Raw genomic sequence first — 22471 nt, 5'->3', positions numbered from 1 at the left:
CCATTTGGGACTTTGTGGACTACGCCATCATTCAGGCCAAAGCTTCAAACCCGCCGTCCAGCGAAGATCGGTGGTGGGGGGTGGTACGACGGACATTTCGGAAGACAGACCTTCCGGTGCCGAATCCCGCTTCACTCCCGGTAGGCGAAGGCATAAGAATCGATGGCCTCGCAAAGTCGTTGGGCGTTGACCCAGACCTGGCTGCCAATAAGGTGCTCGTTGCGTTACTGAAGCGTATTCGCGGATCGGGCAGCCGGGCACTTCGCAGACACCTACGTAGCAGTCCGCTCGGCACTGAAACGATTGCTCCGGCGACTGATCTCGAGTCGGGCGCGACAGATGACAAGCCTCTCACAACGCCTCTCGCTGACACGGAGGTACATGGCTCCTGAGAAGCGGCCAATCCGCAAGTCGAAGTGCTGGCGTCTCGAGACCGATATTCGAGACTCTCATATGTCGTCGTTTTCGAGACGATCAGCTGATTTGATGGCTGTCGTCGCGCCGGAAATGCCAGTCTCGCTAGCGGTCGTTGATGCCTAAGAGCGCATCGCGCAGTTCATCTGGACCTATGACCTTGACCCGGTGCTCGGAGGCCCACTGTCGTCTGCGTTCATCGATCAAATCAGGCTGGGCCAGCAATATGCCGCGAGCGAAACGGTTCGCTGTAAGCCCGTCGGCTAACCTGCCCACCGGCCCGACGAAAGCCGCCATCTGAGGCCTCTTCAACCACGACGCGACTTCAATGCCGACACGCTCGCCACCCTCGAGCTCGATAACCAAGTCGACCCTGCGATCCGGCTGCGGCTCAGAGCGGGCACCGATCCCGGCAGCGACCGTAAGTGCGAACTGCTCAAGGGCTGCACCTTCGAGCAGCCTGAGCCCCCGAACGAGTTCGCTAAAGGACGCCACTACCGTCACCGTGGCCCGGTCAATCTGCGCGCCATATGCTCCCGCCAGTGATTCGGATATGTAGAGGAATAGGGGCAAACGCGGCGCTGCGAGAATCCCGTCACCCCCGACAAACGCCGCGAGACCCGGCGGTGGCGCAGAAACATCGGGATCTCCTCGCATTTCGTTGATGATGACTGCGTCGACCTCTCCCCGCGAGATGAATGCAATTGCCTGCTCTCGCGACGTGGCGACGACGACGCGCAGAAACTTCCGTAAACTCGTTACCTCGTTTTCGCTGCTTCTGGGGCATTCGTCGAACCACAAAACACGGCGCAGTGGCTTAGGCGGACGCCCGGTGTCGCCATGGACCGGCAGAACTCCCGCGCTGGCATCGATTTGCTCCTGCTTAAGCTCCGGCTGTGCACCCGAGGCGATCGTAGATCCAACGTCGTCATACAGTTTTTGGATCGCTTCTTGCTGCGACTTGAAGCCGGCGACGATATCCTTCAGCCCCGCCTGCGCTGACTCTCGCCACTCTGCCTTAGCGCCCCCAACTTCCAATGCCTTCAGGTTGGGCACAAACGGAGCGATCAACGCGACGGCCAGTAGCGCGACCGAAGTCGAGTCAATCTGCGGTGCTCGCTCCTCGCAGAAGGTGTGAATAACAACACCGACTAGGGCAAGCACGATTACGGTGCCGACCGCAAACCAGGAAAGTGGACCGAGCCGATGGTGCCCCTGTCTAACCTCCTCAAGCTCATTTATCGCTTGTTGAGCACGCTCTATAGCGCTGCTCGAAGAGGTGTAGCCAGACAGCTCCGAATCCCGGGATTCCGCCACGGATGAAGCGTAGCGAGTTCCATTTAATCTGGCCGGGCGACTTGCTCACTCCAAAAGCATCTTCTCTATCGGAGGTGCTGAGATCAACAACGGCGTTCCCAACCGGCTGCCCAAGTACACCGTCACTGATGTCGCTGCTCACCGGGGTGGGTGGATGCCTCAACGCCGGAGCGCCTCGTTCGGCTATCAGGCTGCCCACGGCAAGCTCGCGCCCACTCCCAAGCGGGGAGGTGGGATAGCGCGCGCGTTCATCCACCACTAAGCCGAGCTGGCCAAGGTGACTTTGGGCCAAAAGTCTCGGAGACAACGGCTACGGTCGACCTTGCCGCACGACTCAGAGAGCGAGCGAGATGCGAATATGCATGCATTGGTATTTTGATTCTTCCTTGGTGCGGAGATTAGGGTTTGTCTGGGCGAGAGAGATCGGCCGAATCGCGTTGGTCTGGCCGCTGCTGAATTTTCGTAGAGTTGACGGATCTAGCCTCGCTGGATGAAGTCCGGTATAGACACCGCCGCAACTGATGGAAACCCTTGCGGCAGAACAGCAGGTACGAGATATGGGCGGAAGTAAATTTGAAGGTGTAACTGGCTTAAGAAATCAACGGTGAACAAGTGCTCAACAACAACCGGGTTCGCTTATTTGTGGTTATCGGTGGCGTAGCAGTAGTCATTTTTGCGTTCTGGTTGCACTGGTACAACTCACCGGAACAAAAGCTACAACGGTGCGTAGACGCAGACAGGAAAGATTACTACTCAACTAGCAAGGCCCAGTGGCTTCACAACCAGGGCGCGGACCCACCCCTTACCCTATTCATCATGGACTGCGATCAGAAATTGGGTATCCAGCCGGGACACGAAATCCACTAGGCTAAATGGCAACATCGGGGAGTTTGTCGCGTGCGATCGAGGCCGCGTCCACCATCATCCTGCCGGTGTGGTGACGCCGGGTGTCGTTGTTTTCGCCAGATCGTCGGGCCATGCGGTCAAGCACCTGTCGGGATGATAGCCAGTACTCGGCACCAGTACTCGGCACCTCCCGGCGCATTGGTCATCACCCAGAGTTCAACCGTCTTGAGGAACGAGCCCATGGTCGAGTACTGAGATCGGCGTAATGGCCTGAAACCACACCGAATCAGGTGGGCACGGGGCCGGACTCGAAGAACGAATACGACAGTTGACGGTGTCGCGTTTCAGTTCTACTTTTTGCGTAGGTTTTGGGTAACCTAATCAAGCAGAAAAGCAGAGTTCCAGAGCAAAGCCGCAGCTCCCGTCCCTGAGTCGCTGATTTCTCGGGCGCCCCAACAAATCCGGGCGTTCGTACCAAGCTTGACGCTATTTGTCCGCAGACTGTAATTCGCGCTTACTCCCGTCTGAATGTGTAGGTATTGCGTAGCTTCGGCTGCCAACTCACACACGGAGGAGGTCCGAATCATGTCAACCAACCTCATCACACAAATCACCGGATTGGAGCCGACATACTCAGTCCGAGAAGCCGCTGTCCTGCTCGGGAGGAGCTACTCCTGGCTCGATCAGCGGCTGCGCCACGGCGAATTTGTACAGGTTGATGGCACCATCTTGCAGCCGTTGCGTTCACCGGGCAGATACCGATATCTGACGTTCAGGATGGTCATCGACATAGCAGCTTGCTGCTATCGCCGTCGCTGGTACTCGTTCGATCAGCTGAACTCCGTCTTCCATGTGCTTGCTGTCGCCGCTTATCGCGACGCCGGTGACCACGGGACCCCGGCTAGGGATCTTCTCAAGCAGCTCTCGTCTCGCATGGCCGCGATTGGCTGCGAAGACGCCTTGAGCACCGCGCCGCCCACAGTCCGAAAGTGAATTGATCGACAAGCTCGCGGCGGTAGCCTTTTTCCCGTGCACGGAGGGGATGGCGACGCTGTCGGGAGAGGCTGGCGGTGCTCTGGGATGCGCAACGCTGACCGGTGTGCAACGGGAGTGGCTGATCAGTTACCGGGGCTCGGTAGTGGGATGCCATGCAGCTAAAGCATCTCACTATCGCCGAGCTGGTTGCAGGGGCTGGCGGTGATCCGTGGGAGGTTAACCGGACTCTTCAAGCTGGCAGCCCGGCCCAGATTGAGCGTCTGGCAGAAGCCTTCCACGGTGCCGGACACCACACCGCCGAGGCCGACCACGCATTCTCACAGGCGCAGCAACGCTTCAACGCCGCCTGGAACCACCAGGACGGCGGCCCCAACCCGATCAACAACTCCGACGAAGTGCAGCGCACCATCAAATCGCTTGGCGCGCAGTCTGAACAGTTACCCAAGATCGGCGCTGACTTGGAGAATATCGCCGCTGCGTTGGCCGACGCGCAGAAGGCCGGAGCCCAAGAGATCGCCGCGCTAGAAGGCCAGTTGGAGCAGCTCGACCACATGATTGACTTGGCGGAGCAGGATCTGCGGGATCACCCTGACGCCGAGAGCCAGCAAGAGCTGCACGCGATCATTAGGGCCCTCAAAACGGCTGCGGTTAATGACACCAAAGATGCTCTCAGCCAGCTGAACTCAACGCGCAATGGCTATTCGACCACGCTGCAAAGCTCCCTCGGAAATTTGAGAGCTGACGGATATGACCCCAAGCCCCTTGAGCCCGTAGACGCACAAGACAAACCTGAACAGATTCAAATACCGCCGCGGAACACCAAACCTGAAGACGTCAAGCGGTGGTGGGAATCGCTTAGCCAGGAACAACGTGATCAGTTAATCGCTCAACATCCCCCCGAGCTGGGCAACCTCTACGGCATCGATACCGACATCCGGGACAAGGTCAACCTGGCGGTGATGAACGACGACATCACCCGCGTGCAAAACGCCGCTGGCCGAGCCCATGTCGGCGTTGACCAGGTGACCCAACACCCGGAGTTATATGGCCTGACACCCTCAGCCATCACCCGCTACAACAACGCGCTCAAGACGCAGAACGGACTCAACACAGACGGCACCAATCCCGACGGCAGCAAAAACCCCGTGTTCCTGCAGACCTACGACCCCGAAGCTTTCGACGGCCGTGGCAGAGAGGCCATTGCGATCGGCAACCCCGACAAGGCCGACAACACCACCGTGCTCGTACCGGGCACTGGCAGCAGCGTGCGCGACGGCTATCTGACCCACACGGACGGACGCAACATCTACAACGAAGCTCAACGAGCCGACCCCAACAAAACAAATTCGGTTCTGGTATGGATGGGATATCACGCCCCCGACAGTGCGATCGATCCCCAGATTGGGCAGACAACTCTTGCGAGAGACGGAGGAGGCCTGCTCGCCGGAGATGTCAACGGTCTGGCCGTAACTCATCAAGGAGCGCCTTCTCACGTAACCGTCATCGGCCACTCCTACGGCTCTACAACGGTGGCCGACGCCGCAGCGGGCTCCGGGATGCACGCCAACGATGTTGTGCTCGTGGGGTGCCCAGGAACAGACCTTGCCCACAACGCCGGTGACTTTCACCTTCCCGAAGGCGGACACGTCTATGTGGGCGCGGCATCCACTGACCCGATCACTCACCTCGGCGGTATCCAAGGGCACATGCCCGGAACGGGCGTCACCATCGGCCTCGGTAGCGACCCCGCCGTCGAAGGCTGGGGTTCGACGCGGTTCAAAGCCGAAGCCCCAGGCCTGACGTTCCCGCTGAAGGACCACAGTTCCTACTTCACACCGGGGAACGAATCGTTGTTCAGCATGGCCGATATTGCATCCGGTCATGGTGATGCATTGGCGCACGACAACATGACCGCGCAGCATCGCGGCACCTATTGGCTCCCCGATGAATTCGATCCAGAGTCTCTCCGACGCCCGACAGGAGGCCATTACCATTGAGAAAATCGATGAGCACCTTGAAGAGGATCAACGCCGCGTGGCGTTCAGTGGTTGTCCTCACTGCAGGGGCGGCAATCGCCCTCGCACTTCAATCTTGCAATAGCGTACGGAATCTGAGCGAAGGGGTGTCTAACCCGATGACTCCTGAACAATCTAAAGCCCAAGTGGTCAACGCGGCACGAGAAATCGCCACCACTCTGGGACTCAAAGCAGTCTCAGGTCATTTCAGCCGTGACTCCTGTAACGACCAGGCTGTCGCGCCTTTCCGGGGAATCGTCGGGCTTGCCTACGATCACGCGCCGACCCTTGAAGCGTCCAAAGCTGAGATACAGCAGATGATCGCCACGCTCAAACAACACGGCTGGGGAGCACCAGGAGACTTCCACACCCACGCCTCCGCCGTAAGCAAACAAGGCGTCACGGCAGTCTTCGACCCTTACTCCCCAGTCCAGAATTCGGGAGGGTCGATCACTATTTACGGTGAATGCCGCGACATGACCACGAAAGCGAACATGCTGCCCGAACCGATACCACCAGATCAGTTGGCGTGACGCCGCCCAAGACGGTGTCGTGCAGATTGAATTGCCGAAGGGTGTCTTCGCGATGAGTTGTCGGCGCTTTGATGCAGGTCTAGTGGCCATGCCCATAACCCTCTGCATCGGGAGAGTTGTCGATGGCCACCATGCGGATACCTTCGACCGGAGCGGACCGCTGCTGGCGTTGTAAGAAGGGGTCTCCCCTCAGCGCTGCCTGCGCTTCGGGCATCTCTCTGCGGGGATGAAGGTCTGTACAACCTCGATGATGCGGCCCATGTCGGCGAGGATGGTGGCCATATCCGCCCCCGCGGCACGTGCATCCCTTCATGCTCGTTGAATTGGCCATCGCGTGGAGTCGAATTCGTTCACACCATGCAAAAGGATTTCTCAACCTCGCGCCTGCTCGCTGGCCATTGGTGCGAGGGATCCGGTGTGCCGACACCCTATTCGGCCAAGTGGACTAGATCTGCCTCGGTGGTGCGGGCTTCGAACCCTTCTAGCAAGCGGCAACGGCCATTCACAGGCGAGGTGCATGACTCGAAAGACTCACGCGAGCCCTCCGTGGTGGGAACATGCGCCTTGGCGATGCGTGGAGTGGGTAAAGGTTCCGTCCCGACACGGAAGATCTATACCGCCATCAGACTGGTCATGGTTCGGCCCTGGGCGGCACTGGTAATCGACATTCACGTAGTCACACGACGGCGACAATGGTGCCGGAGCGAACCACAGAACCCCAGTTGCAACTAGCGCGGCTCCCGCCACCCCGGCAAGCGTCATGCCGGTGTTATACACCGGTCAGCAACGGCGGGCGGATGAAACGATCGAAATCCGTTGGCTCGATGAATGACTGGACACCCCTCGTCCGCGACGGCCGGGGCCAACGGTCGAGTCGCTCTTCGGCGATCTCGCTCATTTGTTGGTGCGGTGCGAATCAGCTATAGCAGTAGGAATCCGACGAAGCGTCGCCGCCCTGCAGTCGCAATTCGCGACTTTGGAGGCCCTCGCATGAGGATTTCGCCGCAATCTCGAACATGCCGCCGATGGTTCTGCGACTGCGGTTCGGGGGAAGCTAACAGAACTCCAGGTCGACGCTCCATTGAGTGTTGCCGCCCGGCCCGTGGTATGCCCGGCCCGCCGCCCCGTCTTTCGCAGGCCCGACTCGCGGGTTTGTCCAATACACCTTGAACGGACCACCCAGAGCCGAGTTGGCGTCATGAATGCGGCCCTGACCCCAACTGCCTGGGGTGAAGTTGTCCCAACTGATCGACTGGAACGATGGCGGAGTACGCGGGGTGCATCGGGCCTGCACCTGGTTGTAGATGGCGGTGACAGCTTGCTCGGCTGACGCCTGGTCGCCATTGTCGGCCTGCGCCACAGGAGCGCAAGTGATAGCCGCCGCCAACACAGCGGGCACCACTACTTTTCTAGAAAGAACCATTCGTGGCTGGTCAGCCGGTCCCAAGGATGCACCTCGGGTCCCAGTTGTTCCCTGGTTGCGAGCAGTCGACCTTCGGGCTCGTCGTGCTCGGCCCTGCATTCAGGTCACGGATGCCGTCCATGCAGCCCTGCAGCCAGTCGGGCATATCCCGCCTGGCGACAAAACCGCGGTAGGAGTTTGCGTAATGCTCGCAGTCGTACTGTGAGGCAAAGCCCTGGGCTAGGTGCTGATTGCCGTACTCGTAACCCTGGTTGTAGGCGTCGCTGTGGCGCGAAGGCGCAGCAGATTGGCCCGGCCGCGCAGGCTGGCCGGGTCCCGGGCCGGATGGCCCACTTGCGGGGCTGCCGACCATCGAGAGGACCGCGATAACGACAACCAACCCCGCACCCGCGGCGAGGACGAGCTTGGTTTTGCGTGACAATCCCGACCACAAGCCGGGAAGCTTTTCGCGGGGGGATCGAGGCGGGGGCGGAGGGGTATCTGTCCGCCACCGTTGACCGTCCCAATACTTCTGGCCGGGCTTGCCGCTCGGGTCCGGATACGACCCTGCGGGCGGCTGGGGCGTTGATGCGTTCATTTCATTGCTCCTCACGCAGGCTGGATGCCTGCTTCGGGCGGGCGGGGAATCCGACGACCGCGAATGCGCCTAGTGCGTGCTTCAAGAGTCGGGGGAGAAGTTTCATGGCGTTTGATCTCTCTTCTCAGGGGACTCAGCCCGTGCAGTGTGGTTACCAGTTGGGTCCGCTCTGACACCCAGCGGGCGTGGACTGCCTGGCTAAACGGCTGGGGCCTCTTCTTGTCGGTGCCTAGTCAGGCTGCCCGGTGGGCCCGTAGCCCGGTGTCAGCGGGGCGTTCCCTCCGGTGCCGTCCGCGTAGCCGGGCGGGACATTCCCAGCCGGAACGCATTTAATCGGCAGGCTGCCGTTCGATATCGGCACCCCGACGACGTAGCCGGGAGCGCACCGTGGATCAGCGTGCGCGGGTGGGCCGGCCACTACCGGAATAGCCAGCGCGACGGTTATTCCCGCCGCTACCAATAACTTTCGCATTGAGCCTCCTCAGACTCCAGGGCACAGATAGTGCATGGCTGCGTAGACAACGGTGTTGGCTTCCGCCGCACTTAGCTTGGCCTCCAACCGATTTACCTGCGACTGCGTGGTTGCTCCCGAACGCAAAGCAGCGCAACTACTGTGACCGTCCTGCAGGTACGACCCCATCATTCCTCGGGCGATCATGTACTGCCCGAACTGATCGTCGTTGCTGGCCGCGTTCGGGTCGCCCGGCTCCGCCTGTGCCAGCGGAGCGCCCACGATACTCGCCGCGAAGACCGCGGCGGCGATGACTGCCCTCATCAGCCGAGGCCCTTGGGGAACTGCAGGTCGTTCGGGTCCGGCTTCCGATTCGGAGGGTTGATCGGAACACCAGTACGCCCCGGCATATCGGTGGCCTTGCCGTAGTCCGGGTCCGGATCGTACTGGCCCTGATTCGGCGGAATTTGGAGCGAGTTGTCATTGGGGCCACCGGCCACTTGTTGTGGGTCCTGCGTCGGCTGCTGGCCCTGCTCCTGCTGCTCAACCTTGCACATGCCGTTCCCGACATACGCCTGAGCGATAGCGCTGCACGCGTCCGGGCTGGTGCGGAATGACACCGGCATGATCCGTGCGGGCCGGGTTGCGGACGACGGGACTCCGGCACAGTCCTGCCCGGCGGTGTAGACGTGTGCCCGGATGCAGGCTGCGCAGGCTGGGGAGCCTGCGTTTATGTCTCGGCAGGGCCAGTTTCCGGGCAGTTCCTTGGGTGCCATCGGACCGGCGTTGCAGTTGGAAAAATCTCCGGGCGCACCGAGGATGATGTCACCGCAGCAGGCATCGTGTGCGGCTCGGGTGTCGTTGCCGTGTCCATCTGTGGCTCCCGGACAGGCGTGGGCGGGTGGCGCGGCCGGGACCAGCGCCAGGAATAGCGCCCCGAACGGTGCTATCAGTGCTGCCATGAGGACAGCAAAACGGATTCTCATCAAAACTCCTGATCTTGGTCCGTCAAAGTGGTCTATATCGTCAACGCCGCCAAGAGCGCGCATTTTCATGCCGATGGGGCGGGTTGGTGAGCTTCGCTGGTTCCTTGCAATCAGGGCAACGGAGTTGGGGCACTGTGCGAGTCACGGTTGGAAGCCATGCTGCTAAGTTCTGAGTGCAGCACTTCGGTAATTTACTGCGACGAGACGCCGCAATATGAAGGGGTTAGAGTCCCCATTAAGGTTGCGATGCGCGCCACTCCCCGAAGGGCGCGGGCATGGTGGCACTGGCCGCGATGGCGGTTCCAGCTCCTGCTACTGCGATCTCCATGGGTTACACCTCCTAGGTAACCACCGTTAATCCGGCGAAGTTGGCCGTTACTTCGGCGAAGTGTCTCGCCTGGACAAAAAGTTCACATGAGTTTTGACGAACTACCTTGACTTACATCATGGAATCGGGTATTGGATTTCGCCGTAAGGAAGGGCCATAGGTATTGAGAAACCCCGACGCGAGTAATACTGACGGAACTGTGTTCGCCAGCAGAGGCCGTAGCTCCCAGCCGGGTAGACCAAATACTCTTTCGCTGCGGCTGTCGTCGCACGGCCGATCCACGGCTGCTCTGCCCGTCGATCCTCAAGACGCCGTCGTTGCACTCGGCATCCGATTCCCAATGGGTGCCAGGGCGGCTGTTTCCCTTTAGGAATTGCCCAGGCAGCTGGTCACGCCGGGAATCACCAATGGGCCCACCAGCCCGATGCCGTCGCGTACCCGCACTACGAGGTGCGGGATGCCCTGGCGCTCGTCCTAGTGAATCTGACCTCCGTGTGCAGGGTGCCCGGGTAGCGGTAACCGTCCGCAGACCGTCCGCAGTAGAGCTAGCAACTGCTTTCACTACTCAACGCAACCAACGCGCTGACCAGTACTTTCTCAACACACCCAACAGGGCTTGAGTTAGCAAACGTCTAAAGAAGCGGACTGTAAATCCGTCGCGAAAGCTTCACAGGTTCGAATCCTGTACCTGCCACCAAAGGTCAGCCCCTGTTCAACGGCTTTTTGGGGTAATCCCTATACGTTGGGCACCCTCAATGTTAAAAATGCCGTGCCGGTTCGAGCACGCCGCAAGCGTGGGGACAAGCCCATTGGTCCTGCCAGGTCCGTGATCGTTTACCTGCGGGTCTCCACGTCCGAACAAGCTTTGTCTGGTCTGGGACCTGAGGCCCAGCGCGCAACAGTCACCGCGTACGCCGAAAGGAAGGGGCTAACGGTCGTTCACGAATATTGCCGCGAGGGTATCAGTGCGAAGTCGCTGAACGGCAGGCCCGGCGCGTTAGCGGCGATCGAGGACGTCCGGAATGGTCGCGCAGAAGGACTGGTGGTCGCCAAGTTGGACCGGCTAAGCCGCTCGGTCCTCGACGGTGCCGGTTTGATGGAGCAGGCCGCGTAGGAGGGGTGGGCGCTCCACTTTGCAGACTTGGACATTGACACGAGCACGCCTGCGGGCGAGATGCTGCCAACATCATCATCGCCGGCTCTCAGTATGAACGTCCCCGTGTCATCGAATTCGGCTGCGGCACTGGTGGCCTCGTTCATCACCTGACTATTGAGCGCGTTGAGTTCCTGCGGCCGGTTCAGTGTGATGATTCCGACCCGCTGATCGCGCTCGACCAGGATGGTTTCGTACGTTGTGTCGCTCACCCAAACCGCCTCTCTAGAAACTCAAGTCGTCGTCGACCGGCGCGAAATACGCGTCGATGTCGGCCGCGGAGATCGCGGCGAGGTTCGGCGGCGACCACATCGGATTGCGATGCTTGTCGATGATCTGTGCTCGAATGCCTTCCAGATCGTGTGAGCGCGCCGCGGCCGTCGACACTCGATAGTCCTGTACCAGAACGTCTTCCAGCGTGTCCAGCTTCGCGGCTCGGCGCACTGCCTCCAATGTCACCGATACCGCGATGGGGGAGCGGTTGGCGATCAGGTTGGCGGCCTCCTGTGCCGGTTTAGCGTCTTGGCCGCGCAGCGCGCCGACGATGTCGGCCACAGTCTCACCGGCAAAGCAGTCGTCGATCCAATGGCGTTGCGCCACAAGGTCACTGGTCAGCGGTTCGATAGCGTGCGCGGCCAGGGTGCTGTCGAGGCCGCCGTCGACGCCCGGTCAGGCCGGCGTAGGCCGAGTGAACCGGGCGCCTGGGACAACAGAAACGCGCCGCCGACGTCGGGGATGAAGCCGATGCCGACCTCCGGCATTGCGATCTTGGACTTCTCGGTCACCACGCGAACGTTGCCGTGTGCGCTGACGCCGACCCCGCCGCCCATCACGATGCCGTCCATCAACGACACGTAGGGCTTGGCGAACCGGCCGATCTGGCCGTTGAGCAAATACTCGTCTACTCGTCGTGCCAGAACTTGCAGACCTCGACGCAGTCCTTGCGGGCGCTGTTGTAGACCGCGACCACCTCGCCGCCGGCGCACAGCCCGCGCTCGCCGGCGCCGGACAGCACCACCGCGCGCACCGCATCGTCTTTTTCCCACTTCGCAGGGGGCCTAGCACGTCGACCATCGTCTGATTCAGCGAGTTGATGGCCTTGGGGCGGTTGAGCGTGATCAGGCCGACGCCATGGTCGATACGGGTGAGAACCTCCTCGGATCCATCAGTCACGCCGTGAGTCACGCGGTGGCCTCTCGTCGTCGGATTGTGTGTTGTGCAGGTGAGTTCACGGCCGGACTCGTGGTTGCGGCAGGGGCTCGCTGGGCCGATGCCGCTATTGGGGTGGCATGGCGGGTGGTGGGTACACGCCGCGCAGGATCCAGGGAAGCCAGTTGAGGCCGAATTCGAGTTCGTCGCTGGCGTCGTAGTCAGGGCTGGGATCCAGCGGGATATTTTCTTGTGCGGCGGCAAGGGGCGCCGGTCCTGTTGGCGGTGTTTTTGGCGGCGCTAGGTGCGATTGGTCGGGTTGGCCGTAGAGGGCTACGACGACGGTGCGGTTCGGGCTGTTTTCCGACCAGACGCCCATTTGGGAGTTGGCGCAGTTGGACATGATGGCGTAGTCGGCGGGATTGCTGTACCACTGGTTGATGAGTTCGATACCGCTGATGGCGACGGCGGGGTTGATGGCCACGGTCTCAGAAACTTGGCCTTTGTAGCCGGCGGCATTGGCGCGGTCTTGTGGGGTGGATCCGTCGGAGCCGGCGTCGCTGTCGAGGTTTTGGTTGCGCAGGACGTCGAGGGTGTGTCGTTGGGCGGCGAGTTGTAGCTGGGGATTGATTCTGACGTCGTTGGTGCAGCCCGCTTGGTGCTGGACGGTAAAGACGTTGGCGACGACGCCGTTGTTGAGTCGCTGGTTGTTGGGTATCAGGGTGTTGTTGTCACCATCGGCGTGTGCGGCGGGCGTGCCGAATAATGTTGCGGCGGCGGCTATCAGGGCAGGCAGAGTGAGCGGTCGGTGCTGCATGTCGGGTTTCCTTTCCGTCAGCCGCCAGCAGGAGCTGGGCGTCGGTAGTGCGCTGCCGAGTTGCGCAACTGCCAGATTTGGGCGGGGCACAGTTCGTTGACTGCTTGGCTGATCAGATAAGAGGCTTGGTATTCGTCGGTGGTGTTGAAATCGGCCTCCACCGCCGCCACTACTTCGGCGTAGCTGTGGCCTTGAGATACTCTGTCGCAGAGGCTGTGTCCGTAGTTCAAGGCCGCATCGGCGTTGGCGAAGGTGTAGCCGGGCCGCACCGTCACGTTGAGCAGATAAGCCACCACGTCAGCGTGCGCGGTTGGTGTGACTGCTGCTGTCGCGATGCCAAATAATGCGGTGCACGTGAAGATCATTGCTGATAGTGGCTTTTGGCGCGTATAGCGCGTGGGGGATTCGACCGGCATTGTCTCTTAGACCGGGTCGAATTGCGAGATGAGCCAGCGGCCACCGATTTTGTCGAGGGTGACGCGAACACTGGATGCGGTGTTGGTGGGGGGGCTTTGACCGATGGTGACGGTTTGGTTGACGAACAGCAGGACAACGGCATGGTTGGGGGTCGCCGAGATCGACGCTCCAGCTGGGACGGTGGCCTCTGCAGAGATTTGTTTTTGTTTTGCTCCGGGGATTACCACGTCGTGGGTGAGGTTCGTGTAGGCGGCCAGGAAGGTTCCGGTGAGCCGGTTCTTGGCAGACGCGAGGTCTTTTTCCACGGTGTCGGGTTTGTAGGACAGCAGTGCGACGGTGCCTTCGGTGGCGGCTCGCTGTGATTCGGCGGAGGCGGTCTGCGCGTCGCGGACGGACGTATCGTGCCATTTGAGGAAGCCAGCGGCCGCGGTTAGCAGCAGTGCCAGTGCGGGCAGCATGCAATAGACGATCACTTGCCTCCAGCGGCTGCGACGGTGCGGCGTCGTCTGCTGCTGCTGGTGATCGGAGGTGTCGATGTCGACTTGCGCGTGGTCTTCGCTAGACACTGGTGGCGGCGTCTCGCCCGGTGTTGGTTCTGCCGAGTCGGAGCTGGCGGAATCGGTTGCGGTGGAGGTCTTTAGCGGCCTCATGACACGAACTCCACGTTGGAGACCTTGATCCGGCCGTCAATTTTTTGAACAAAGACACGCATGCGCCATGCGCGCGGAACTTGGGTGGGGGCGCTGGCATCGGAGGTCTGCACGCTGGCTGCTACCAGAACCTGGGCGGTGTCGCGGGTTTGTGATTCGAGGCCCGCTGCGGTGATCGTGCCGACGGTGGTGGCCTGGACTTGCTTGACCACATCGATGAAGGGCTTTGACCGTTGGGCGAAGTCATCGTAGAACTGGCCGGTCGCCGCGTCGAGGATGCGCTGGACATCGGCTTCGGGATGGTGCCAGTCGATCGTTGTCAGGTTCACCGCGCCCTGTTTGGCCGCCTGCAGGAATTGGTTCTGCTGGGTCTGGGTCTCCTGTGATTGGCGGGCACGAAATCCTAGCCAGCCGACCAAACCAGCCAGGGCGACGACGATGGCCACAATGAGCACAACCGCCCGCCGTGTCGGCGCCGGCGCGTGGGGCTTCGGCAACTCCGGCGTGTCTGCGTCATCGGCAGGCAGGCCGGCGGCGCCATCCTCGGTGTCGACCTCGATGTCGACGGGGTCGACCGTGTCGACGGTGGCTGAGGGCATGCTCTCCTCCGTTGTTGGGGTGTCGCTGAGTCCCGGCCTGCGGGCCATCAGGTTCCCGGTGGCACAAGCATGGTTTGCCATGTCTTGTCCTTAGGGGCGGTGTTGGCCAGGTCGGATTGGGTGTAGACCTTGCCGTCGGGTCCGGTGTAGGTGCCAGTGGCCGGGTCATACTGGGCGGCTGCGAGCGGTGGCGGAGGCGTTTGCGGAGGTGGTGGGGGCGCTAACAGGAGTGGCGGTGAGCCGGGCGGCAGCTGCGGGACGTCCTGTCCGGACAGGGTGGCGTTGGGGTCGCCTTTCCAGTTGAAGCCGTCGTTGAGGGGCACGTATTGTTCGTCGCTTTCGCACATCTTCACGGTGGGTGCGCGTTTGCCGGGAACGGTTTCGCAGGGGATGTTCCGGGCGCCTCGCACGTTCAGCGGTGAGTCTTGGGGGACTCGGCAGTACAGATCACCCGGTGCGCGTTGCGGGTAGTCGACGAAGTTGGCGGTGCGCTGTTGCTGGGCGGGCAGGAAGCCGGTGGTGCACGCCGGTGGCAGATTGATGTTGAGGTTGAAGCTGAGGTAAGCGCCCCGGTAGGCCTGCTTAGTGTTGGCGTTGGCCACGAGGGTGGCACCCATGATGGACACGCCTTCGGGCACCAACACCAGGAGTTGTTCGACGTCGTTGTTGTAGGTGAGGGCGACTTTGCCGATGCTGAGCAGGTTGGCCATCAGGATGGGCAATGTTGGTTGCAGCCGCTCGATGAGGTTTTGCGCTTCGGCGGCCGCTGGGCCGCCGTGATCGATGATGCCGGCCACGGCCTGGTCGTGGGTCTGTAGTTCGGTCGTGACGGTGGCTAGGTGTGACGCCCAGCCCTGGATTGTCTCTGAGGTGTGGGTTTGTGATCGGGCGACGGGTTGCCATTGGTCGATGAGCGCGATGAGTGGGTCAAGGTTTTTGCGGGCTTCGATCGACAGGTCGGAGGAGCCTCTGACCAGGCGCGACAGTTCGGGGCCCAGGCCGCCTACAGCGGTGTAGGACTCGTCGACGACCGTTTTGAGGTTGTCGTGGGGGATTGCCTTCAAGGCGGTGTTGGCGGCGGCGAGCAGTGCATTGATGTCGGGGGGCACGGAGGTCTCACCGGCCGGGATCACGTCGCCATCTTTGAGTGGCGGCGAGGTGGCGTTACGCGGGAGCAGCTCAACGTATTGCTCGCCGACCGCTGATTGGCTGTGTACCTCGGCTTGGAGGTTCGAGGGGATGTTGATGCCGGATTTCAGTGACAGGATGGCTTCGACGCCGCTGTCGGTCAGGTGCACCGACTGCACCCGGCCCACTTCGGTGCCGCGGTAGGTGACGTTGCTGCTTCCATACAGGCCTCCGCTTTGCGGCAGGTGCATGGTCACCGTGTATCGCCCGACGCCGAACAGCATCGCGGGCAGCTTCATGAAGTGCAAAGCCATCACGGTTACGGCGACGATGGCGACCACGGCGAAGATGGCCAGCTGAATCCTGATCTGTTTGCTGAGGTACATTTAAGGCCCTTGGTCCTGACGGTAGGGGATGACCAGCGGATTGCCCGGTGTACCGCGGTAGCCCGCGGTACACGGGCTGGGGAACTGGCCGATGGTGCGACCCCACTGCAGCTCTAACTGGGTCAAATGGCACTCCCAGCGGGTCCCGGTGAAGATCCCTTGGTCGATGCGGCTGAGCGTGAGGTCGACGATTGCGGTCATGTTGCCGTAGTCGCCGCGCATCCATTTCTCGATTTCTTCAGTGGGAAACGGAAACGTGGAGAGCAGACTCAGCGACCGTGTCAGGCTGGGGCCAGCGTTAGCCAGCGATTCCAACACCGGTGCGACTTGGCTGAGTTCTTTGACCAGGTTGTCCTTGGTTTTGTTGACGGTGTCGGTGGTCAGCGCGCTGAATTTGCTGAGTTCGGCCGCCGCCTCTACTAGGTGGTCCCGCTGGTCGTTGAGGACTTTTAGCGCATCGGGGATGCTGGCCAGGGCCCGATCCAGCACGGGTTGTTGCGCGGCGAACTTGGCGACCAGCCGGTTGAGGCTGTCGGTGGCGGCGATGATGTCCGCGCTTTGGTTGTTGAGGTTGGCGCTGAAGGTGTCGAGTTGTCCGATCAGGCTGCGTAGGTCGTGCTCGCGGCCCCGGAACGCTGTACTGAACGCCTCGGTGATCTCTTGGATGTGACCGAGTCCGCCTCCGTTGAGGACCAACGACAGCGCGGCGAGCGTCTGTTCGGTGCTCGGGTAAGCGCCCGCACGGGATAACGGAATGAACGCACCGTCACGCAATAGACCCTGGGGCGGCTCATCTTTCGGTGGGGCCAGCTCGATGTGCAGTGAACCGAGCAGGCTGGTCGTGCCGATCTCGGCAGTGACATTGGCGGGCAGCTTGACACTGCCGTCGAGGCGCATCGTGACCAGCGCATGCCAGCCCTGGCGCTCGATTTTGGTCACGTGGCCGACGGTGACGTCTGCCACCCGCACCCGGGAGTTGGGTTGGATGTTGTTGACGTCGGGCATCTGCGCGTGAATCTGGAACGAGCCTGGGCCGTTGCCCTGGGTGCCTGGCAGTGGCAGTGAGTTCAGCCCACGCCAGCTGCAGCCTGAGATCCCGGCCACGGCCACCGCGACCACGAGGACTACGCGCGCGTGGCGCCAACCGTTGATGGTCATCAGTGTGCTTCCGAGGGCAGCATCAGCCCAGGTAGGCCCGCGGCTGGGTCGGTCGGCACCGCGGCGGTGTCCGGAGCGGGCGCCCCAGGGGGCGCGAGCGGTGGGGCCGGGGCGCCTCCCGGCCCCGCGGGGGCAGGCATATCGGCCGGTGGCTCATTGGGGGCGGGAGGGACGTAGTCGGGCCGCATCCAGTTTTCGCTGTAGGTGACCTCATTGGGCCTGGCTTGGGCTCCCACCAGCAGGTCCTCGCCGATCGGTGGGTAGTTGATTTGGCGGTTCTTAAAGATCGGCGCCAGGTATTGCACGCAGAGTTTGGCCGCTTGCTCACCGCCGAGCCGGGAGGCGGACTGGATCGCTCCGCACAGGAAGGAGATGGGGTTCGCGAAGTTGTTGATTGCCAGTGCGCCGGTGAGCTGACCGCCGGACGGTTCGAAGATGTTGTTGAAGTTGGCAAACGTTGACGGCGCGATATGCAGGGTTTGCTTGATGTCATCAAGGCTGCTGACGAGAGCGTTGGTGATGGACGTGAGTTTGTCGGAGGCGGTACCGATTGCTTCGCGGTTGTCGGCGGCGAAGTGTTGTACGTCGGCCACCACCGCATTGAGGTCCTCGCCGGCATGAGCGACCTTGTGGGGGTCATCGGCCAGCAGGGACGATACCGAGGCCAGGTTGCGGTTGAGCTGTTCGAGCAGATCGGCACTGTCGTGCAGCGCCGTCACTAGCGTCGACAGGTTTTTCAGGGTGGCGAAGATGTCGTTGCTGTGGTCGCCGAGCGCCGAGATGGTCTGTGACAGTTTGATGATGGTGTCGCGGATGGCGCCGCCTTGTCCACGCAGATTGGCGGCGGCGGTGTTGATCAGCGCGCCCAGCGTGCTGACCCCACCAGGCTGGGTGGGTTTGAGTAATTCGGTCAGCCGCTGCAGTTGGGCACGCAGATCATCCCATTCGACGGGGACCGCGGTGCGGTCTTGCGGGATGCCCCCGCCGTTAGCCATGGCGGGTCCGCTCGTGTAGGGCGGGGTCAACTGGATCGCTCGCCCGGTGACTAGTTGCGGCGACAGGATCACAGCCTTGGCGTCTGCGGGCACTTTGTATTTGCCGTCGATCCAGAAGGACACCTTGGCCCGCTGCGGCTGGGGTTCGATCTTGTCGACCTTGCCCACCGGCACCCCCCGAATGCGTACGTCGTCACCGGGAAACACCCCGGTGCTGTTGTCGAAGTACGCGATCATCATGGTTCGCGCGGTTTGCTCGGCGGTGCGCATCGCCACGACGACCCCGGCGGCTAGGACTAGAGCCAACGTGGTGGCCAAGATAAGACGGGCCTGGCGCAGTCTGGCCGTCATGGTTGGCCTCCTGGCCGCGACGGGCCCGGTCCCACTTCCACATTGAGCGGTGGTGGTGTCGGCTCAGGTACGGATTGCATCCCCGGCGGGGACGCTGCGGGCGGGCCAGGTGGTGGACCGCCGGGAGGCGGAGCGGGCGCCGGCTCCCGATACGGGTAGCAGCCCGGACCCGGCAGTGGGCACGGGTGGTCGCCCGGGTTTCCGGTGATCGCGTCGGGAATGGTGAGCCGGGGCTCCCCGCCTTGGCCGGTGCGCGGGTAGGGCACCGGCAACGCCGGGGTGCCTGGTTGACCGGTCTGCGGGTTGGAAAGCTGGGAGGGCAGCAGAGTGGCAGGATCCAAACCGAGGTCAGAGAATGCGGCATTGACGAAGGGCTGCACGAACTGACCGGGCAGCAAGTTCACCACGTACGCCTTGAAGAACGGGCCTGAGCCCACGGATTCCCCCAGGGACATGGCGTAGGCGTTGAGTCCCTTGATGGTTTGCTGCACACGCTCCTTACGGTTGTCGACGATCGCGAGGACACCATTGAGCTTGTCCAGCGCGGGGCGTAGCTGCTCGCGGTTGTCGGCGATGAATCCCTTGAGTTGCTGGGACACCGAGGAAATGTTCGTCGAGATCCGGTCGAGTGCGGCGCTTTGGGTGCGCAGCTGTGCCAGCAGAGCGTTGGTGTCTTTGACCAAGCTGACTATCTGGTCGGTGCGCTTGGCCAGCACGGCGGTGGCTTTGGCGGCGTTGTCGAGCAGCGTGCGTAGCTGGGTGTCGCGGGTGTCAAGTATTTGGGCGAACCGGGCCACGCCTTGCACCGCATCTTTCAGGTCGGCGGGGGTGTTGGCGAAGGTTTGCGCGAGGGTGGCCAGTGAGTCCGATAGCTGGTTGGTGTTGAGGCCGCTGATGGTGGTCGCCAAGTCGCCCAGGGCATCGGGCAGCTGGTAGGGCGACACCGTCCGATCCAGCGGGATCGCGCGGTCGAGTTCGCCGGTACCACGCGGCGTCACGTCTAGGATCTTGCTGCCCAGCAAGCTTTTGGTCTTGATTGCGGCTTCGGTGCGATCGCCGAGATGGACTTTTTTGTCGATCTTAAAGGTGACCCGCACACCGGGCCCCTCTAGTCCGATGCTGGACACCTTGCCCACCTGATAACCCGATACCTCTACCCCGGCACCGTCGAATAGGCCGCCGGCGTCGGCGAAATAAGCTGAATAGCTCTTCCCTTGGTTGAAAAAGGGCAGCTTCTGATACTGCAACGCCGCCATTACCACTGTGGCCACGGCCATGAGGCCCAGGGCGCCGATGACCAGGGGGCTGCGTTCAGAAAACGATTTCACTTCGGCGTGCACCGCCCCGTGCTTTGACCGGCCAGCTTCACATACACCGGCTGCCCCCCTTTGCCGTTGACCTTAAGAACGAGATTGCACAGATAGAAGGTGAAGAAGTCGCCGTAGATGGCTTGCCGGTCCAGCGCCCGATAATGGTCGGGCAGCGTGTTGAGCAGATTGTCGAGGTAGTCGTGGTCGGCGACGGCGATCCCCGCCGCCCGGTCGGTCTGATGAACGACGTCGCGGAAGGGTCCACGGGCCTGTGAGAGGAGGTCGGCGACCGAACCGGCCGCGGCGTTGGTGTAGGCCACCGCATTGGAAATGTCGGTCTTGTGGGCGGCGAGCCCTGCGATCAGCTGCGATAGCGAGGTCACCGCTTTGTCCAGTTTGTCGCTTTGGCCCCCCAATGAGCCCAGCACCACGGTGAGGTTGTCGATGACCTGGCCGATCAGCACGTCGCGGTCGGCCAACGTATTGGTCACCGCGGCCGCCTGATCCAGAAATGAGCCGATCGTGGGGCCCTGGCCCTGAAATGCCTGTAACAGTTGGGCGCTGAGCTCGTTGACCTGTTCAGGGTTCAGCGCCCGAAACAGCGGCTTAAAGCCGCCGACGAGCGCATCGAGATCCAGGGCGGGTTTGGTGCGGGCCAGCGGGATGGTTTGACCGGGACGAAGGATGGTGGCTGACCCTGCGCCCTCTTCGAGGGCCAGGTAGCGACCCCCGAACAGGTTGTCGTAGCGGATGGCCGCCTGGCTTCCCTGGGTAAGCACGACCGACTTGTCGGTAGAGAAGTCGACGCGGACCGTCGCGTCGGGATTGATGGCGATGTCTTGGACCTTGCCGACTTCCACGCCGGCGATGCGCACCAAGTCGCCCTTTCTGAGACCGGACACGTTGGTGAACTCGGCGGTGTAGGTGGTGCCGGTGCCGAACCGGAACTGCGCGAAGATGGTCAGCAGCAGGAACGCACCGAACGCGCAGGCCGTCAAGAAGACGCCGAGTCGCCACACGACGGCTCTTAGCTGGTTTCGCACGGTGTCTCTCCTGCTCGGTGTGGCTCGGTGGTGGCGGTCACGGTGGCGGTACCGGCGCTTGAGCTGGTGACGGGACGGATTCGGGCGGCGCGGAATTGGGGGAGGCTGGTGGCACACCCGGCCACAGCGGCACCCCGCCGGGGCCGTAGAGGGCCGCCCCGTAAGGCGGGCCGCCGGGGTTGGGCCCGACAGCCGGTCCGGGGATGCATGGGCGGATGCTGGGCGGCTGGGGGATTGCCCGAGTGACGGGCAGGTAGTCGATCCAGCAGGGATGCCCGATGCCGGGGTTGGGCCGAATATCCAGCCCGGTTCCCCACCCGGTGTTGGTGATCAGCTGGCGTACCGGGAAATTCTTCGTGGGATCCGGCAACGACCCACAGCCGGGCTTGCCGCCGGGTCCGCCCTTGGCCGCCACGATGGGCAGATTGTCGGGATAGGCGTAGGGGTCATTACCCAGCAGCAGCGCGATGTCGAAGTCGAAGCCCTGCCCGCTGGTGCCGCCGCCGTAGGCCGAGCGGCCCCCGTTGTCGAGGAACCACTGGGCGCCCTGCAACATGCACGTGTACTCGGGGTTGTAGGTGAGCAGCAAGTTCGTGGTCGGCTCCCAGGTGTTGATCGTGGCGACGAGGCTGTCTCTGCTGGTGCCCAGCAGATTGGTTCCGGCCTTGGACAGACCGATGGCGTTGAGCAGCAAGGAATCTAGCGCCGCCGAGTGATTGACGACGGTGTTGCTCGTTGTGCTCGCGGCATTCAGGATCGTCAGGATGTCCGGGGCGGCTGCGGCGTAGGTGTCGTTGAGGTCTTTGAAGGCGCGCCAGTCCTCACGAAAGGTGTCGTTGCGGGAGTTGAGTGCCTGCAACACCTGATTGAGGCCGCTGGTCGCCTCGCCCATCCGCTGGCCTTGTCCACGGACCCCCTCAGCCACGGCGGTCAGGACGGCGTTGAGCTTGAGCGGATCGACCATCTTGAGAAGATCGACGACATTTTCAAACACGGTGTTGATTTCGGTGCTGGAATTCTCCGACCGCAGCACTGTGCCTGCCGCCAGCCGCGCAGTGCTGGGGTGTGGCGGAGAGACCAGCTCGACGAATTTCGCGCCGAATGCGGTCGTGGCCTTGATCTGGGCCTGCACGTTGGCTGGGATGTAGCGGATTTGGTCGTGATCGATGTCGAGTCGTAGGCTGACCTGGTCGTTGCCGGCGCCGCCGATGTCGGCGACCTGGCCGACCTGGACGCCGCGCAACAACACCTTGGCGCCTGGCTCCATCACCAGCCCGGCGCGGTCCGATCTCAGTGTCACCGGCACGTAGGACTTATAAGCTCCGCTGAAAGCCGCCGTGGTCACAAAGAAGAACGCGCCGATCGCGGCGAACAAAAACAGCGTCCACCACGCCGAGTGCAGTTCGCGTTCGCGCAGCCTGAACTTCAT

General features: G+C 62.1%; 21 protein-coding genes and 3 pseudogenes. 4 read left to right on the top strand and 20 right to left on the bottom strand.

Features of this window, described 5'->3' with window-relative positions; translation table 11 throughout:
- Window positions 1-519: 519 nt before the first annotated feature.
- Window positions 520-1731 (bottom strand): hypothetical protein, encoded by a 1212-nt coding sequence (locus B8W69_RS00405; RefSeq protein WP_085288000.1) that lies wholly within the window; start codon window positions 1729-1731, stop codon window positions 520-522.
- Window positions 1732-3162: 1431 nt separating this feature from the next.
- Between B8W69_RS00405 and B8W69_RS00400 the strand changes: the two genes are divergently transcribed.
- The 3 genes from B8W69_RS00400 (at window position 3163) to B8W69_RS00390 (ending at window position 6121) form a co-directional block, all read left to right on the top strand.
- The gene (locus B8W69_RS00400; protein ID WP_085287999.1) at window positions 3163-3570 is read left to right on the top strand and encodes a DUF7229 domain-containing protein; all 408 of its coding nucleotides are present in this window, start codon (window positions 3163-3165) and stop codon (window positions 3568-3570) included.
- Between the two features lie 155 nt (window positions 3571-3725).
- Window positions 3726-5570: a putative alpha/beta hydrolase gene (locus tag B8W69_RS00395; RefSeq protein WP_085287998.1), complete on the top strand. Its 1845-nt coding sequence runs from the start codon at window positions 3726-3728 to the stop codon at window positions 5568-5570.
- Window positions 5571-5578: 8 nt separating this feature from the next.
- Window positions 5579-6121, top strand: a complete 543-nt coding sequence (locus B8W69_RS00390) for a lipoprotein LppJ family protein (RefSeq protein ID WP_245843013.1) — start codon at window positions 5579-5581, stop codon at window positions 6119-6121.
- 531 nt (window positions 6122-6652) lie between these two features.
- On the opposite strand, the gene B8W69_RS32085 is transcribed toward B8W69_RS00390, so the two are convergent.
- From B8W69_RS32085 to B8W69_RS29705, 7 genes and pseudogenes are all read right to left on the bottom strand, one after another.
- On the bottom strand, window positions 6653-6883 hold the full coding sequence (locus B8W69_RS32085) for a DUF3761 domain-containing protein (protein ID WP_085288310.1): 231 nt from the start codon (window positions 6881-6883) through the stop codon (window positions 6653-6655).
- Window positions 6884-7175: 292 nt separating this feature from the next.
- The gene (locus tag B8W69_RS30880; RefSeq protein ID WP_220084533.1) at window positions 7176-7520 is read right to left on the bottom strand and encodes a hypothetical protein; all 345 of its coding nucleotides are present in this window, start codon (window positions 7518-7520) and stop codon (window positions 7176-7178) included.
- Window positions 7521-7554: 34 nt separating this feature from the next.
- Window positions 7555-8121 (bottom strand): DUF2510 domain-containing protein, encoded by a 567-nt coding sequence (locus B8W69_RS00375; RefSeq protein ID WP_085287996.1) that lies wholly within the window; start codon window positions 8119-8121, stop codon window positions 7555-7557.
- A 229-nt stretch (window positions 8122-8350) separates the two neighbouring features.
- Window positions 8351-8593, bottom strand: coding sequence for a hypothetical protein (locus B8W69_RS30230; RefSeq protein WP_133057948.1), 243 nt, complete (start codon window positions 8591-8593; stop codon window positions 8351-8353).
- A 9-nt stretch (window positions 8594-8602) separates the two neighbouring features.
- Window positions 8603-8896, bottom strand: a complete 294-nt coding sequence (locus B8W69_RS00370) for a DUF732 domain-containing protein (RefSeq protein WP_085287995.1) — start codon at window positions 8894-8896, stop codon at window positions 8603-8605.
- Window positions 8896-9534 carry a hypothetical protein gene (locus B8W69_RS30225; protein ID WP_133057947.1) on the bottom strand — a complete coding sequence of 213 codons (639 nt, stop codon included), beginning with the start codon at window positions 9532-9534 and terminating at the stop codon, window positions 8896-8898. The genes B8W69_RS00370 and B8W69_RS30225 overlap by 1 nt, the downstream gene beginning before the upstream one ends.
- A 730-nt stretch (window positions 9535-10264) precedes the next feature.
- Window positions 10265-10351, bottom strand: a pseudogene (locus B8W69_RS29705) (cyclodehydratase); the annotation flags it as partial.
- Between the two features lie 304 nt (window positions 10352-10655).
- On the opposite strand from B8W69_RS29705, the gene B8W69_RS32080 reads away from it, so the two are divergent.
- On the top strand, window positions 10656-11000 hold the full coding sequence (locus B8W69_RS32080; RefSeq protein WP_369332964.1) for a recombinase family protein: 345 nt from the start codon (window positions 10656-10658) through the stop codon (window positions 10998-11000).
- Window positions 11001-11047: 47 nt separating this feature from the next.
- On the opposite strand, the pseudogene B8W69_RS00350 reads toward B8W69_RS32080, so the two are convergent.
- The 12 genes and pseudogenes from B8W69_RS00350 to B8W69_RS00295 all read right to left on the bottom strand — a co-directional run.
- Window positions 11048-11251: pseudogene (locus tag B8W69_RS00350) on the bottom strand (hypothetical protein); the annotation flags it as partial.
- Between the two features lie 13 nt (window positions 11252-11264).
- A pseudogene (locus B8W69_RS00345) lies at window positions 11265-12212 on the bottom strand (enoyl-CoA hydratase/isomerase family protein).
- A gap of 103 nt (window positions 12213-12315) precedes the next feature.
- The gene (locus B8W69_RS00340; protein ID WP_085287992.1) at window positions 12316-13005 is read right to left on the bottom strand and encodes a CAP domain-containing protein; all 690 of its coding nucleotides are present in this window, start codon (window positions 13003-13005) and stop codon (window positions 12316-12318) included.
- Between the two features lie 17 nt (window positions 13006-13022).
- On the bottom strand, window positions 13023-13421 hold the full coding sequence (locus B8W69_RS00335; protein ID WP_085287991.1) for a DUF732 domain-containing protein: 399 nt from the start codon (window positions 13419-13421) through the stop codon (window positions 13023-13025).
- Window positions 13422-13427: 6 nt separating this feature from the next.
- Window positions 13428-13880, bottom strand: coding sequence for an Rv1363c family protein (locus B8W69_RS00330; protein ID WP_085288309.1), 453 nt, complete (start codon window positions 13878-13880; stop codon window positions 13428-13430).
- 188 nt (window positions 13881-14068) lie between these two features.
- On the bottom strand, window positions 14069-14671 hold the full coding sequence (locus B8W69_RS00325) for an Rv1363c family protein (RefSeq protein ID WP_245843011.1): 603 nt from the start codon (window positions 14669-14671) through the stop codon (window positions 14069-14071).
- 47 nt (window positions 14672-14718) lie between these two features.
- Window positions 14719-16185, bottom strand: a complete 1467-nt coding sequence (locus B8W69_RS00320; protein ID WP_085287989.1) for an MCE family protein — start codon at window positions 16183-16185, stop codon at window positions 14719-14721.
- On the bottom strand, window positions 16186-17343 hold the full coding sequence (locus tag B8W69_RS00315; protein ID WP_085287988.1) for a virulence factor Mce family protein: 1158 nt from the start codon (window positions 17341-17343) through the stop codon (window positions 16186-16188). It lies immediately after the preceding gene.
- Window positions 17343-18689 (bottom strand): virulence factor Mce family protein, encoded by a 1347-nt coding sequence (locus B8W69_RS00310; RefSeq protein WP_085287987.1) that lies wholly within the window; start codon window positions 18687-18689, stop codon window positions 17343-17345. The genes B8W69_RS00315 and B8W69_RS00310 overlap by 1 nt, the downstream gene beginning before the upstream one ends.
- Entirely contained in the window at window positions 18686-20029 is a 1344-nt protein-coding gene (locus B8W69_RS00305) for a virulence factor Mce family protein (protein WP_281255188.1), read from the bottom strand. The genes B8W69_RS00310 and B8W69_RS00305 overlap by 4 nt, the downstream gene beginning before the upstream one ends.
- A complete protein-coding gene (locus B8W69_RS00300; RefSeq protein ID WP_085287986.1) occupies window positions 20014-21042 on the bottom strand; it encodes a virulence factor Mce family protein in 1029 nt (342 codons plus the stop codon). Before B8W69_RS00300 ends, B8W69_RS00305 begins: the two co-directional genes overlap by 16 nt.
- Window positions 21043-21079: 37 nt before the next feature.
- Complete coding sequence (locus tag B8W69_RS00295; RefSeq protein WP_085287985.1) at window positions 21080-22471, bottom strand: MCE family protein; 1392 nt, start codon at window positions 22469-22471, stop codon at window positions 21080-21082.

It is taken from the genome of Mycolicibacterium vulneris (assembly GCF_002104765.1).
Classification (GTDB): Bacteria; Actinomycetota; Actinomycetes; order Mycobacteriales; family Mycobacteriaceae; genus Mycobacterium; species Mycobacterium vulneris.
The sequence above is the reverse complement of the archived record's forward strand: the minus strand, read 5'-3'. Positions and strand labels throughout refer to the sequence as shown.

Coding starts and splice junctions, on each gene's coding strand:
- B8W69_RS30225 (WP_133057947.1), bottom strand. CDS start 9,534: ATGGCAGCACTGATAGCACCGTTCGGGGCGCTATTCCTGGCGCTGGTC.
- B8W69_RS00330 (WP_085288309.1), bottom strand. CDS start 13,880: ATGCTGCCCGCACTGGCACTGCTGCTAACCGCGGCCGCTGGCTTCCTC.
- B8W69_RS00400 (WP_085287999.1), top strand. CDS start 3,163: ATGTCAACCAACCTCATCACACAAATCACCGGATTGGAGCCGACATAC.
- B8W69_RS00370 (WP_085287995.1), bottom strand. CDS start 8,896: ATGAGGGCAGTCATCGCCGCCGCGGTCTTCGCGGCGAGTATCGTGGGC.
- B8W69_RS00295 (WP_085287985.1), bottom strand. CDS start 22,471: ATGAAGTTCAGGCTGCGCGAACGCGAACTGCACTCGGCGTGGTGGACG.
- B8W69_RS00315 (WP_085287988.1), bottom strand. CDS start 17,343: ATGACCATCAACGGTTGGCGCCACGCGCGCGTAGTCCTCGTGGTCGCG.
- B8W69_RS00395 (WP_085287998.1), top strand. CDS start 3,726: ATGCAGCTAAAGCATCTCACTATCGCCGAGCTGGTTGCAGGGGCTGGC.
- B8W69_RS00320 (WP_085287989.1), bottom strand. CDS start 16,185: ATGTACCTCAGCAAACAGATCAGGATTCAGCTGGCCATCTTCGCCGTG.
- B8W69_RS00325 (WP_245843011.1), bottom strand. CDS start 14,671: ATGCCCTCAGCCACCGTCGACACGGTCGACCCCGTCGACATCGAGGTC.
- B8W69_RS00310 (WP_085287987.1), bottom strand. CDS start 18,689: ATGACGGCCAGACTGCGCCAGGCCCGTCTTATCTTGGCCACCACGTTG.
- B8W69_RS32085 (WP_085288310.1), bottom strand. CDS start 6,883: ATGACGCTTGCCGGGGTGGCGGGAGCCGCGCTAGTTGCAACTGGGGTT.
- B8W69_RS00375 (WP_085287996.1), bottom strand. CDS start 8,121: ATGAACGCATCAACGCCCCAGCCGCCCGCAGGGTCGTATCCGGACCCG.
- B8W69_RS30230 (WP_133057948.1), bottom strand. CDS start 8,593: ATGCGAAAGTTATTGGTAGCGGCGGGAATAACCGTCGCGCTGGCTATT.
- B8W69_RS00340 (WP_085287992.1), bottom strand. CDS start 13,005: ATGCAGCACCGACCGCTCACTCTGCCTGCCCTGATAGCCGCCGCCGCA.
- B8W69_RS00335 (WP_085287991.1), bottom strand. CDS start 13,421: ATGCCGGTCGAATCCCCCACGCGCTATACGCGCCAAAAGCCACTATCA.
- B8W69_RS00390 (WP_245843013.1), top strand. CDS start 5,579: ATGAGCACCTTGAAGAGGATCAACGCCGCGTGGCGTTCAGTGGTTGTC.